General features: G+C 70.2%; 11 protein-coding genes. 3 read left to right on the top strand and 8 right to left on the bottom strand.

The window, feature by feature from the left end; genetic code table 11:
* Positions 1 to 94 precede the first annotated feature (94 nt).
* The 6 genes from ffh to ftsY all read right to left on the bottom strand — a co-directional run bounded on the left by ffh (position 95) and on the right by ftsY (position 8,142).
* The gene (gene ffh / locus ACWF82_RS32540) at positions 95 to 1,657 is read right to left on the bottom strand and encodes a signal recognition particle protein (protein ID WP_452507408.1); all 1,563 of its coding nucleotides are present in this window, start codon (positions 1,655 to 1,657) and stop codon (positions 95 to 97) included.
* Between the two features lie 55 nt (positions 1,658 to 1,712).
* The gene (locus ACWF82_RS32535) at positions 1,713 to 2,027 is read right to left on the bottom strand and encodes a hypothetical protein (RefSeq protein ID WP_229739554.1); all 315 of its coding nucleotides are present in this window, start codon (positions 2,025 to 2,027) and stop codon (positions 1,713 to 1,715) included.
* Between the two features lie 134 nt (positions 2,028 to 2,161).
* Entirely contained in the window at positions 2,162 to 4,606 is a 2,445-nt protein-coding gene (locus ACWF82_RS32530) for a [protein-PII] uridylyltransferase (protein WP_452507407.1), read from the bottom strand.
* Positions 4,607 to 4,685: 79 nt separating this feature from the next.
* The gene (locus ACWF82_RS32525) at positions 4,686 to 5,024 is read right to left on the bottom strand and encodes a P-II family nitrogen regulator (RefSeq protein ID WP_110036141.1); all 339 of its coding nucleotides are present in this window, start codon (positions 5,022 to 5,024) and stop codon (positions 4,686 to 4,688) included.
* Positions 5,025 to 5,029: 5 nt separating this feature from the next.
* Complete coding sequence (locus tag ACWF82_RS32520; protein ID WP_452507406.1) at positions 5,030 to 6,376, bottom strand: ammonium transporter; 1,347 nt, start codon at positions 6,374 to 6,376, stop codon at positions 5,030 to 5,032.
* Between the two features lie 290 nt (positions 6,377 to 6,666).
* Positions 6,667 to 8,142: a signal recognition particle-docking protein FtsY gene (ftsY, locus tag ACWF82_RS32515; RefSeq protein WP_452507405.1), complete on the bottom strand. Its 1,476-nt coding sequence runs from the start codon at positions 8,140 to 8,142 to the stop codon at positions 6,667 to 6,669.
* 155 nt (positions 8,143 to 8,297) lie between these two features.
* On the opposite strand from ftsY, the gene ACWF82_RS32510 reads away from it, so the two are divergent.
* Positions 8,298 to 8,687, top strand: a complete 390-nt coding sequence (locus ACWF82_RS32510; protein ID WP_019048221.1) for a DUF2237 family protein — start codon at positions 8,298 to 8,300, stop codon at positions 8,685 to 8,687.
* Here the strand turns inward: ACWF82_RS32510 and ACWF82_RS32505 are convergent, their stop codons facing one another.
* A complete protein-coding gene (locus ACWF82_RS32505) occupies positions 8,688 to 9,440 on the bottom strand; it encodes a TetR/AcrR family transcriptional regulator (protein WP_452507404.1) in 753 nt (250 codons plus the stop codon).
* A 112-nt stretch (positions 9,441 to 9,552) separates the two neighbouring features.
* Between ACWF82_RS32505 and ACWF82_RS32500 the strand changes: the two genes are divergently transcribed.
* Both ACWF82_RS32500 and ACWF82_RS32495 read left to right on the top strand, forming a co-directional pair.
* Positions 9,553 to 10,464, top strand: a complete 912-nt coding sequence (locus tag ACWF82_RS32500; RefSeq protein ID WP_452507403.1) for an NmrA/HSCARG family protein — start codon at positions 9,553 to 9,555, stop codon at positions 10,462 to 10,464.
* 261 nt (positions 10,465 to 10,725) lie between these two features.
* Positions 10,726 to 11,949 (top strand): MFS transporter, encoded by a 1,224-nt coding sequence (locus ACWF82_RS32495; protein ID WP_452507402.1) that lies wholly within the window; start codon positions 10,726 to 10,728, stop codon positions 11,947 to 11,949.
* A gap of 225 nt (positions 11,950 to 12,174) precedes the next feature.
* Here the strand turns inward: ACWF82_RS32495 and ACWF82_RS32490 are convergent, their stop codons facing one another.
* Positions 12,175 to 12,801 carry an HAD family acid phosphatase gene (locus tag ACWF82_RS32490; RefSeq protein ID WP_452507401.1) on the bottom strand — a complete coding sequence of 209 codons (627 nt, stop codon included), beginning with the start codon at positions 12,799 to 12,801 and terminating at the stop codon, positions 12,175 to 12,177.
* Positions 12,802 to 12,854: the final 53 nt, after the last annotated feature.

Raw genomic sequence — 12,854 nt, 5'->3', positions numbered from 1 at the left:
GTGCCGTTGCGTAGTCGACGAAGGAGCAAGCAACGGTGCCTGACCGGCGGGACCCAAGGGGCCGCGACCTCGAGCGCGCCAGCGCTCCGACAACTCAGTTCTTCGGGAACTTCAGCTGCGACAGGTCGATACCGTCCAGACCGGGCGGCAGCTGATCGAGGCCCGGCGGCATCTGCGAGAGGTCCATGCCCGGCGGCAGGCCCGGCATCCCGGCGGGCATGCCGGGGAAACCACCGCGCATCTTCGGCGGGGTCGGGCCGCGGCCACCCTTCTTGCCCTTCTTGCCCTTCTTGGTGTTGCCGCGGCGCGCACCGGGCAGGCCCATCTGACGGCCCATCATGGCCATCATCTTCTTGGCCTCGAAGAAGCGGTCGACGAGCTGATTCACCTCCGAGACCTGCACGCCCGAACCGTTGGCGATGCGCAGGCGGCGGGAGGCGTTGATGATCTTCGGGTTGTCGCGCTCGGCGGGAGTCATGCCGCGGATGATGGCCTGCACCCGGTCGAGCTGCTTGTCATCGACCTGGGCGAGCACGTCCTTCATCTGACCGGCGCCGGGCAGCATGCCGAGCAGGTTGCCGATCGGGCCCATCTTGCGGATGGCCAGCATCTGGTCGAGGAAGTCCTCGAGGGTGAGCTCGCCACTGCCGATCTTGCGGGCGGTCTCCTCGGCCTGCTGGGCGTCGTAGACCTGCTCGGCCTGCTCGATGAGGGTGAGCACGTCACCCATGCCGAGGATGCGCGAGGCCATCCGGTCCGGGTGGAAGACGTCGAAGTCCTCGAGCTTCTCACCGGTGGAGGCGAACATGATCGGCGAACCGGTCACATTGCGCACCGACAGCGCCGCACCACCGCGGGCGTCACCGTCGAGCTTGGTGAGCACGACACCGGTGAAGCCGACGCCGTCGCGGAACGCCTCGGCGGTGCTGACCGCGTCCTGACCGATCATCGCGTCGAGGACGAACAGCGTCTCGTCGGGCTGCACCGCGTCGCGGATGCCAGCGGCCTGGCGCATGAGCTCGGCGTCGATACCGAGGCGGCCCGCGGTGTCGACGATGACCACGTCGTACTGCTTGGCCTTGGCCTCTTCGACACCGGCCGAGGCGACCGCGACCGGGTCGGCCGCGGAGATGCCGAGCGGGTTCTCGCCGCCACCGACCGAGGTGCCCGGGTGCGGGGCGAACACGGGCACACCGGCGCGCTCACCGACGACCTGCAGCTGGGTGACCGCGCCGGGGCGCTGCAGGTCACAGGCGACCAGGATCGGCTGATGCCCCTGGCCCTTCAGCCATTTGGCGAGCTTGCCCGCCAGGGTGGTCTTACCCGCACCCTGCAGACCGGCCAGCATGATGACCGTCGGCGGGTTCTTGGCGAGATTGAGCCTGCGCGTCTCGCCACCGAGGATGCCGACGAGCTCCTCGTTGACGATCTTGACGACCTGCTGCGCCGGATTGAGCGCCGCGGAGACCTCCGCGCCCTTGGCGCGCTCCTTGACGTTGGCGATGAAGCCGCGCACCACGGGCAGCGCGACGTCGGCTTCGAGCAGGGCGAGGCGGATCTCGCGCGCGGTGGCGTCGATGTCGGCCGGTGACAGACGCCCCTTACCGCGCAGATCCTGCAGTGCACCGGTAAGCCGGTCGGACAGGGATTCGAACACCGATCGCGCTCCTGATCTGAAAGGGACGTCTATTGCCCTCCCAGGGTAATGGGTGTTATTCCCGGTGGCGCACGTGCGGTGGCGTGGTGCGGCACAACTCGTGATTCTCGATGTTCACGAGGTACACCGCTTCCCTGCCGGTGAGGCCGAGTTCGCGAGCGAGTGCCTCGATGCGCTGCCATTCGGCATCGGGGCTGTCGATGTGCCGTGCGGTGGTCGACGCGATGGTCATCGCGGCCAGGGCTTGGGATCCGGTGAGTGTGCGCCCGGGCAGCCACGAAACCACCCACAGGTCACCACCGACGCAGCGCGCGATGTGCGCGGTCGCGTCGCTGGTCATCATCGATGCGGAAACGACTTCGATAGCCACAGATCTGCTCCCCTCGTACGAGTGACAGCCAGACCTCTCGAATGCTATAGGTCCATTCTCGACCGATCGGGCAGCGATCACGGTTTGCGGGGCAACCTGATAGCAATCGGTGAGTAAACCGTGTCCTGATGATCTCAGTCGGTGACATCCTCCGCCGACGGCGGGGCGGGCGCCGGATGCGGAACCACGTCCAGGACAGCCTTTTCGATGCGGTCTCGTAGCTGCGGGCTGTCGGCGTCGCCGAGATCGAGGCAGAACGCGTCGACCACGGCCGAACCCATCGTGACCACCTTGGCCCACCGCACGTTCGCCCCCGCCCCGGCGAAGGCGCCCGCCAGCCTGCTGAGCAGGCCGACCCGGTCCTCGGCACGCAGCTCGAGGATGGGCTGACCGGGCGTGCCGGTCGTCGACCAGATCAGCCGCGGCACGGCCCGCGCGTAGCGGCCGGGCCCGGCGCCGACGGCCTCGGCCTCGCGTTTGGCCAGCACTGCGGGCAGATTCAGCGCGCCGGAGATCGCGCGGATCAGCTCCTGCCGCAGCAGGCCCGCGTCGGGCGGGTCACCGAACTTCGGGGTCACCACGAAGGTGTTGATCGCCGAGTCCCCCGCCGCGCCGAGCGCGGCCGAGAGGACACGCAGGGAATGCAGGGCGAGCACGCCCGCCGCGTCGGAGAGCAGGCCGGGCTCGTCGGGGGCGATGACCGTCACCACGTAGGTGTGCTTGCCCTCGCCCGGCGCGAGGGTGACGTGCACGCCACCGGCCGCGGCTTTGTCCAGCAGGACGGGGCCGATCGGCTCCGGTTGCGGCAGCGGCTCCCCCGCCATGACCAGTTTGCAGCGGCGGACCAGGTCGCCGATCAGCGAGGCCTTCCAGTCGCCCCAGACGCCGGGGCCGGTGGCCATCGAGTCGGCCTCGGCCAGCGTGTGCAGCAGTTCGAGCAGACCGACATCACCGTCGAGCGCGTCGGCGACCTGACGCACCGTCTCCGGGTCGGCCAGATCGCGCCGGGTCGCGGTGTCGGGCAGCAGCAGATGGTGGCGCACGATGGCGCTGAGGGTGCGGACGTCCGAGGGCCACAGGCCGAGCCTGCGCCCGATGTGGGTGGCGAGTTCGGCGCCGACCACGCTGTGATCGCCCGCCCTGCCCTTGCCGATGTCGTGCAGCAGCGCGCCGAGGGTGAGCAGGTCGGGCCGGGCGACCCTGGTGCTCAGCGCACCGGCGTAGGCGACGGTCTCCATCAGGTGCCGGTCGACGGTCCAGGTGTGCAGCGCATCGCGGGGTGGTAGGTCGCGCACCGCGCCCCACTCGGGAAACAGCCTGCCCCACAGCCCGGTTCGATCGAGGGCCTCGACCGCGTCGATGCTGCCGCGGCCCGCGCCGAGCAGCACGAGCAGATCGTTGAGCGCGTCCTTGGGCCACGGCTCGCGCAGTTCGGGCGACTCCTCGGACAGGCGGTTGAGCGTGGTCGCCGACATCGGCAGCCCGGTCTGCGCCGAGGCCGCGGCGACCCGCAGGATCAGGCCGGGATCGCGCTGTGGCCGCGCGTCCCTGGCCAGCACCACCTCGCCGGCGTGCTCGACCACCCCCTCATCGAGTGGTCGGCGCACCGGCATCCGGCGCAGCCGGGCCAGACCGCGGCGCGGCAGCGCGTTGGCCGCGGTGCGCAGGCCGACATCGGTCGAATAACTCACCGTGCGGGCCGAATCGGTCAGCGTGCGGGCCAGATCGAACCGGTCGCCGATGCGCAGCGCCGCGCCGATCTCGTCAGCGTCCTGGGCGCGCAGCTGGTCGCGGGCGCGACCGGCGACCCGGTGCAGTTCGGTGCGCACGTCCAGGAGCCTGCGGTGCGCCTGCTTCAGGCCGCCGCCCGGCACCTCGGGGCCCAGACCGGGCATGGCGTCGGTCAGCTGGGCGATGGCGAGCGCGTCGAGCAGCTGGATGTCGCGCAGACCGCCGCGGCCGTTCTTCAGGTCGGGTTCGGCGCGGTGGGCGATCTCGCCGCTGCGCTGCCAGCGGGCGTTGGTCTGGGCGATCAGGTCGTCGAAACGCGACCTGATGCCGGTCCGCCATTCCCGTCGCACCCCGCCGATGAGCAGGTTGGACAGGTCCTCGTCGCCGACGATGTGCCGGGCCTCGAGCAGGCCGAGCCCGGCGATCAGGTCGTCGGCGGCCACCCGCAGAGCCTGCGGCACCGTGCGCACGCTGTGATCGAGCTTGATGTGGGCGTCCCACAGCGGGTACCAGAGCTGGTCGGCGATCTCCGACACCACGGCGGGGTCGACATCGTCGTGCAGCAGTACCAGATCCAGGTCGGAGTACGGCAGCATCTCCCTGCGCCCGAGGCCGCCCACCGCGACGACGGCCAGGCCGCTGTCGGCGGTGATCCCCAGCTCGTTGCCCTTGCTGGTCAGCCAGAGTTCGAACAGGTCGACCAGCGCCGCACGCAGGGATTCCGGATCGAGGCGCGGATTGCGGGTCCCCGCCCCCTCGAGCAGCTGCGCCCTGGCCTTGACCAGGTCGGCCGCCCCGTTGTGCTGAATACCGCCGTTCTGTTGTGCCACAGTCCCACCGCCATTCATGCGGGCGGCCCCGCCCCGACCGGTCGTGCCGGTGGGAGCGGGGCCGCCGCTCGATCGATATCCGTGCGTTGCTACCGAATTACAGTGCGTCGCTTCCGCGTTCGCCGGTGCGGACGCGGATGATGGTGTCCACCGGGGTCACCCACACCTTGCCGTCACCGATCTTTCCGGTGCGCGAGGCCTCGACGATCACCTCGACGACCTTCTCGACCGACGCATCGTCGACGACGACCTCGACGCGGACCTTCGGAACGAAGTCCACCGAGTACTCCGCACCGCGGTAGACCTCGGTGTGGCCCTTCTGGCGGCCGTAACCCTGGACCTCGCTGACGGTCATGCCGAGCACGCCTGCCTGTTCCAGCCCGGTTTTCACATCTTCGAGCGTGAACGGTTTGACGATTGCCGTAACCAGTTTCATGTTCGTCATGCCTCCTTGACGAGCGAGCGTGCCGTGCCACCCACAGCAGTGAAATCGTATGCGGTTTCCGCGTGCTCGGACTCGTCCAGACCCGCCGACTCGGCTTCTTCGCTCGCGCGCAGGCCGATGGTGAACTTGATCGCGTAGGCGATGACGGCCGTCACGACGAGCGAGTAGGCCAGGACGGCGAAGGCACCGACAGCCTGCAGCTTCAACTGCTCGACTCCACCACCGTAGAACAGACCATCGACAGCCGCGGGAGCTTCGGCCGTGGCGACAAGGCCGACCATCAGGGTGCCGACCAGACCACCGACGAGGTGGACGCCGACGACGTCGAGCGAGTCGTCGAAACCGAAGCGGAACTTCAGGCCGACGGCCAGGGCGCACAGCGCGCCGGAGACGATGCCGATGGCAAGCGCGCCGACCACGTTCACCGACGAACACGCCGGGGTGATGGCGACCAGACCGGCGACGATGCCCGAGGCGGCGCCGAGGGAGGTCGGGTGACCGTCACGCAGACGCTCCACGAGCAGCCAGGCGAGCATGGCGGCCGCGGTGGCGATGGTGGTGGTGAGGAAGGTGGCACCGGCGATGCCGTTGGCGCCGACCGCCGAACCCGCGTTGAAGCCGTACCAGCCGAACCACAGCAGACCGGCGCCGAGCATCACGAACGGCAGGTTGTGCGGACGGAACGGCGTCTTCGGCCAGCCCTTGCGCTTGCCGAGGACCACCGCGAGGACCAAGCCCGCGACACCGGCGTTGATGTGGACCGCGGTACCGCCCGCGAAGTCGATCGCCTTGATACCGGAGGCGATCCAGCCACCGTTCTCGGAGGTGACGCCGTCGAAGGCGAAGACCCAGTGCGCGACGGGGAAGTAGACGACGGTGACCCAAATTCCGGCAAACAGGAGCCACGAACCGAACTTCAGGCGGTCGGCGACCGCGCCCGAGATGAGTGCGACGGTGATGATCGCGAACATGAGCTGGAAGGCGACGAACACCGACAGCGGGATGGTGCCCGCGAGCGGGATGCCCGCCGGCGCCTCCGGGTCGGTGGTGGCCAGGTACTGACCGCCGAACACACCCTTCAGGCCGAAGTACTGCAGCGGATCACCGAGGAAGTTGCCCTTGTCCTCGCCGAATGCCACCGAGAAGCCGTAGAGACACCACAGGATGGTGACCAGGCCCATCGCCGAGATGCTCATCATGATCATGTTCAGGACGTTCTTGCCACGGACCATACCGCCGTAGAAAAACGCCAAGCCCGGCGTCATCAGCAGCACGAGTGCTGATGCGGTCAGCAACCATGCGGTGTCACCGGCGTCGGGTGCGCCGATTACGGGAAATGCCACCTTGTGTTCCTCCTCATCTCGGGCCCTGCCGATGACGGCAAAAGGACCTGTACAGAGGGTCGCCACTCGGTGTTTCATCCGTTGAGCAGTGGTGTTTCACCTGAGTGAACGGATTGCGCTGTTGTGTTGCTTCCACGTTTCGTGCGGTTGTCGACCACCAGTGAGCTCACGGTGAGGCCGGTATGAGTGTGCGGTTCACCCGGGGTTCGCGGCGGGAGGCTGAGGCGGCGTTTCCCCTGGAAACAGCACCGCCCGCCCGATCGCTGGGATCGGGCGGGCAGCGGGTGACGCTAGGAAGTAGTGCCGAGCAGGGCGTCGACGAAGGCGCCGGGCTCGAACGGCGCCAGATCGTCGGCGCCCTCACCCAGACCGACGAGTTTCACCGGAACACCGAGCTCGTGCTGCACCTGGAACACGATGCCACCCTTGGCGGTGCCGTCCAGCTTGGTCAGCACGACGCCGGTGATGTCGACGACGTCGGCGAACACCCTGGCCTGCATCAGCCCGTTCTGGCCGACGGTGGAGTCGAGGACGAGCAGGACCTCGTCGACCTCTGCCTTCTTCTCGACGACCCGCTTGACCTTGCCCAGCTCGTCCATCAGGCCGGTCTTGGTGTGCAGGCGGCCCGCGGTGTCGACGAGGACGGCGTCGACGCCGCGCTCGATACCGGCGGTGACCGCGTCGAACGCGACGGCGGCCGGGTCGGCGGCCTCCTTACCGCGCACGGTCTCCGCACCGACCCGTTCGCCCCAGGTCTGCAGCTGATCGGCGGCGGCGGCGCGGAAGGTGTCGGCGGCGCCGAGCAGCACCCGGCGGCCGTCGGCGACGAGCACGCGGGCCAGCTTGCCGGTGGTGGTGGTCTTGCCGGTGCCGTTCACGCCGACGACCAGCAGGATCGCCGGGTGATCGGCGTGCGGCAGCGCGTGGATGGACCGGTCCAGCTCGGGGCGCAGCGCCTCGATCAGCACGTCACGCAGGGTGGCGCGGGCCTGTTCGGGGGTGCGCACGCTGCGCGTTGCCATCTCCTCGCGCAGGCGTTCGACGATCTTCGCGGTGCTCGCGGTGCCGATATCGGCCAGGACCAGGGTGTCCTCGATCTCCTCCCACGAGTCCTCGTCGAGGTCGCCGCCGCCGAGCAGACCGAGCAGGCTCTTGCCGACGGCGTTCTGCGAGCGGGACAGGCGGCCACGCAGGCGGACCAGTCGGCCCGAGGTGGGGTCGATCTCTTCGATGGCGGCGGCGACGGCGTCGACCTCGGCGGGCGCGGTCTCGGCGGGCGCCTCGGTGGGTGCCGGTTCCGCGGCGGGAGCGGTCTCGGCCGGTGCCGTCTCGACCGGGGCGGCCTCGGCGGGTGTGATCTCGGTGGGCGGGGCGGTGGTGACCGGCGGGGTGTCGAGGGTGCTGAGGTCGTCGGGGACCACCACGTCCTCGGTGACCTGCACGTCGGTCTCGGGCAGCGGGACATCGGTGATACTGCGTCGCGGCGCGTCGCGCGGGACGGCGGCATCGTCACCGACGTGCGGCTGTCCCTCGGTGTCGGTCCGCTCCGGCGCCGGTTCGGGGCGCGGCAGCGTGGCCGCCCCGCCCTGTTTGAAGTTGAATCCCCCGGACGCGGTGTAGCCACCGGACTTGTCCGTCAACTCCTTGTCCGGCTCGGGCGGCGCCAGGGAGATCTGGCGCCGCTTGTACAGGACGAAACCCGCGACGAGCGCCACCAACAGCACGGCGGCGATCGCGGCGATCAGGATCCACGCTTGCGAACTCACCCGGCCGAGTCTATTCGGGCGGCCGATCGTCCCACGTCGGCGGCGTCGGCGCGGCGGGTCGGTAGCTGCGGAAAGGGCCCGTCGGCGCGCCGGGGAAACACTACAGATTCGTTGTCCTGCGGAACTTCTGGCGCTCGCCCCATAGGATCGGCGGCGTGACCGATCGAAACGTGCTTGGGGGGCCGCTGGAAGAGTGCGGCACCGATCCTCTCACGGGCTTCTACCGGGACGGCTGCTGCAGCACCGGTCCGGAGGATCTCGGCAGCCACACCGTGTGCACCGTCGTGACGGCGGAATTCCTGGAGCATCAGGCTTCCATCGGCAACGACCTCAGCACTCCGCGGCCGGAGAACAACTTCCCCGGCCTGCAGCCGGGCGACCGCTGGTGCGTGGTGGCGGTGCGCTGGTTGCACGCGCACGAGGACGGGGTCGCCGCACCGGTGGTGCTGGCCGCGACACACGAGAACGCCCTGGAGGTCATCTCCATGGACATCCTGCGCAAGTACGCCGTAGATGTCCCGGACGACGTCAGCGACCTGTTGTAGCTAAGGGCGGCGCCTGCGGTGGGCCTTTTGGCGGCAGGCCGGGGAGCAGTAGCGGGCGGGTCTGCCGGTGGTGGACCGGTGAACGGGTCCGGCGCAGACGGGGCAGCGCGGTGGCGGAGTTTCGTCACGGCGACGGGTTTCGTCACGGTCGGCTTTCGCGGGTTCCGTTACGGGTGACGGACGGGTTCGCAAGGCATCGAGGATGAGCACGACCGCGGGCGCCATGGGGTCTTCGGCGCGCCGATGTCGTTGGATCGCAACACATCCCGTGAAGATGTCGAGAACATCGGTGATGCCGACATCGGGGCGGACCGCGCCCTGACGTTGGGCGGCGGCGAGCAGTGCGCCGAGGGCGCGGTGGAAGCGGTTACCCGCCCCGCGCAGGAGGGCGCGCGGCCAGCCGTCGTCGGATTGCACCAGGTCGCAGAGGTCTTTGTTGCCGGGCGTCGTGACGATGACGTGGGTGCACAGGGCGAAGAAGGCCGCACCGGGGTCGGGGTCGGCGAGGTGGTCGGCGGCCAGCGCTGCCAGGCTGTCGACCCGCTGTTGCATCACCGCTTCCAAAAGATCGGTTTTCGTGGGGAAATGCCGGTGGACGGTGCCCGCGCCGACACCGGCGCGGCGGGCGACCTCGGCCAGTGAGACGGTGGTTCCCCGCTCGGCCAGCGCACGCTGGGCCGCGGCGAGGACGAGGGCCCGGTTGCGCCTGGCATCCGCTCTGATCGCGGGTTCGACGCCGTTGTCGACGGTCATTTCGTTACGCCTTCCCTGCACCACACCTGGCCAACCGGGTCGAACCGCCCGTACCGTCCGGAATACGGGTCGCCCGACCCGATTGTAGGGAACGAAACGGAGCTCATCCGCAATGTCATCAGCACATCCCGTTCTGATCACCGGCGCGACCGGTAAGCAGGGCGGCGTCACCGCCAGGACGCTGCTCGCCGACGGTCACCCGGTACGCGCCCTCGTCCGCGACCCCGCCGCTCCGTCGGCCCGCGCCCTGGCCGACGCGGGCGCCGAACTGGCGACAGGCGATTTCGACGACCCTGCCTCGCTCCGTGCGGCGGCGACCGGCGCGCGTGCCGTATTCCTCATTCCCCCAGCCGATTACGGACCAAGCGGCTGGACAGCAGGTCTGGAGGCCCAGCGTGGCATCGCGATGGTCGACGCGGCCCGCGCGGCAGGCGTCGAGCAGATCGTCTTCTCCGGCATCGCCACCATGGGCGCGGCCGACTCGTGGGGTCAGGAGGGCAAGCGGCAGATCGAGGACGCGATCGCCGCCTCGAGCCTGCGCTACACACTGCTGCGCCCGGTGCGCTTCATGGAGAACTACCTGCTGCAGGGCTCCCCCGTCGACGGGGTCCGCGCCGGCGGCGAGCACCCGCACCTGTTCCCGGCCGACCGGCCACTGCAGATGATCGCCCTCGACGACATCGGCGCGTTCGCCGCCCTCGCCTTCGCCGACCCCGACGGCTGGCACGGCCGCGCCCTGGAACTGGCGAGCGACGCGATCACCCCCGTCGACGCCGCAGCCGCCATCAGCGCGGCCACCGGCCGCCCGATCCACTACCGCGAAGTCACCGAAGCCGAAGCCGAAGCGATCGGTCCGCAGCTCGGCAACACCTGGCGCCTGATCCGCGAGACCGGCGGCTGGCACGCCGACCTGCCCGCCCTGCGACAGCTGTATCCCCAGCTCACGAGCCTGCCCGAGTGGCTGACCCGCGGCGGCGCCGAGAAGATCCTGACTCGCCTCGACGAGTCGGCACCGGCTGCCTGACCTCCGATCCGCCCTCCGAGCGTGTCGCGCCGCGGGGCCGGGTGAACCCGCCGGGCCTCCCCTCTGTGCCGGGCCGGCCCTCTGGGCCAGGCGGGCCCGCCGGGCGATCCCGGTACGCCGGGCGATCCCGGTACGCCGGGCGGGCCCGCGGGGCGATCCGCCGCGCCTTCCGCCGCACCGCACGACCCGGTCGGCGGGCAGCGACGGTGGTGTCGGGATCCCGCCAGCGACCGGTGCGCCTGCTTCTTACCGTCGGTCGGTGTGAATGCTGAATCTGTCGCCACGATGCCCACCGGAACGGCGCTGCGTGGCTCCGTCGTGCTGTTCATGTCGCTGGCAGCGGCCCTGGGGACCGCGGCCATCTACCCGCTGCAGCCCGCGATCGCGGCGGTCGCGGACTCCGTCGGCGCGTCGATCGCCGCCGTCGGATTCGCGCTGGCCTGCGGGCCGGTCGGGTACCTGGTCGGGCTCGGTCTCCTCGTTCCGCTGGCCGACCGCTACTCGCCAGCGCGGCTGTTCGCGATCCAATTCGGGGTGCTGTCGGTGGCGTCGGCGGCGTGCGCGGCGGTCGGCAGCGCGTGGCAGCTGGGGCTGGTGATCGGGGTCGTCGGCGCGTGTTCGGCGGTGGGCGCCGGTCTCAGTTCGGTGGCGGGCAGGCTCGCGCCACCGCGGCGGCGCGCGACGATCCTCGGCATCGTCACCGCGGGGATCTCGGCCGGGATCCTGGCCGGGCGCATCGTCGGCGGGTGGCTCACCGACGAGATCGGCTGGCGCGGAATGCAACTCGTGGTCGCCGGGGCCTGCGCGTGCGTCGCGCTCGGTTGCCTGGCCGTGCTGCCTGCCGACCGGGGTACCACCGACCGCGGCTATCTCGCGACGCTGCGCTCCCTCCCTGGCCTGGTGACGCGCCACGCCACGCTGCGGATCGCGGCGATCCGCGGCGCGCTGTGGTTCTTCGCGTTCTGCGCGGTGTGGAGCGGACTCGCGGTCGCGCTCGCCGAGCCACCGTTGTCGTACTCGGCGGAACGGATCGGCCTGTACGCCCTGGCCGGGCTCTCCGGCATCGCGGCGACGCGGATCGCGGGCGCGTGGACCGATCGGGTCGGACCGCGGCGGGTCATCCTGATCGGCCTCGCCCTGGCCGGGTCCGCCGCGATCGTCGCCGGCGGCACGCTCACCAGCACCGTGGGGACGCTGGCCTGCCTCGTGCTGTTCGACGCCGGTCTCTTCGCCGCCCAGGTCGCGAATCAAAGCACCGTACTCGCCATCGACGCGGCGTCGCCCGCTCGCTTCAACAGCGTCTACATGCTGGTGTACTTCGTGGGCGGCAGCCTCGGCACCGCCTTCGGGGCAGCCGCGGTCGCGTGGTTCGGCTGGACCGCGACCGCCACGATCGCGGCGCTCGCCATCGGGATCGCGGCGGCCCTCGTGGCGACCACACCCGGTGGCTCGGCTCCGGCCGAGCACCGCAGACACCCTGAGTGACGATCTGGTGCTCAGCGGCAGCGCGCGCATCGTCTTCCTGCACGCGCGCGGTGCCGAGTCGATGCCCAGCGGCAGCGCCGGGTCGTCCTGCACGCGCGCGATGCCGAGTCGATGCCCAGCGGCAACGCGGGGGACCTCCCGCACCCGCGCGGTGCCGGGGTCGATGCGCCCCCGGCACCGCGTAGATCCTGGTCTACCCGACGCCGGTGGGCCGCACCGCGCGGCTCAGTTCAGTGCGCCGTTGTAGTCCGGGAACTTGAAGGTGCGCTCGGCGTGCCCCCCGGACAGGTCCGTCGGGCTGTTGCCGATATTGGCGACGATCGTGTAGCCCTTGCTCTCGATATCGGCCCGGCTCGCGGTCTTGTACTCGGCCAGACCGGCATTGCCCGCCGACAGCGTGGTCGGCGCGCTGCCGTACAGCGCGTCCACCGGGTACCCGACCGAGGTCAGGTTCGCCTGTGAGTAGGCGTTGACCAGGGCGGGCCTGCCGGTGACGAAGATGATCGCGGCGCCGTTCTGTTTCGCCCAGGTCGCCAGGGCGAGCACCGGCTGGATCGCCGGGATGATCAGGCCGGTGTTGTAGGAGGTCTCCAGCGTCGTGTTGTCGATGTCGAACACGATCGCGGGCCGGGTCGCGCCGGGCAGCCTGCCCGCGAGATAGGTCTTCGCCTCGGCCACGACCGGGGTGATCTCGCCGATCCACTGCGTGTAGGGCGGCAGCTCGGACTTGTTGCCCGACAGCGAGGACGAGCCGCCGCCGGACAGGGACGACGACCCGGTATCGGCGCCCGCGGCGGGCAGCGGAGCGAGCAGAGCGGCCGCGACGACGAGCGATGCAGTAACACGTTTCATCTATCGCACGCTAACAGCGGACCGGGCCAATGAAACGTATCGCAGTTTCACAA

The sequence above is a fragment of the Nocardia sp. NPDC055053 genome, assembly GCF_053608285.1.
Note: the sequence above shows the minus strand (reverse complement) of the source record. Positions and strands in the feature narration are given on the sequence as shown.

What these genes read in the sequence shown, in the direction of transcription:
- ACWF82_RS32530 (WP_452507407.1), bottom strand. Translation starts at nt 4,606, where the DNA reads ATGAATGGCGGTGGGACTGTGGCACAACAGAACGGCGGTATTCAGCAC.
- ACWF82_RS32525 (WP_110036141.1), bottom strand. Translation starts at nt 5,024, where the DNA reads ATGAAACTGGTTACGGCAATCGTCAAACCGTTCACGCTCGAAGATGTG.
- ACWF82_RS32505 (WP_452507404.1), bottom strand. Translation starts at nt 9,440, where the DNA reads ATGACCGTCGACAACGGCGTCGAACCCGCGATCAGAGCGGATGCCAGG.
- ACWF82_RS32500 (WP_452507403.1), top strand. Translation starts at nt 9,553, where the DNA reads ATGTCATCAGCACATCCCGTTCTGATCACCGGCGCGACCGGTAAGCAG.
- ACWF82_RS32490 (WP_452507401.1), bottom strand. Translation starts at nt 12,801, where the DNA reads ATGAAACGTGTTACTGCATCGCTCGTCGTCGCGGCCGCTCTGCTCGCT.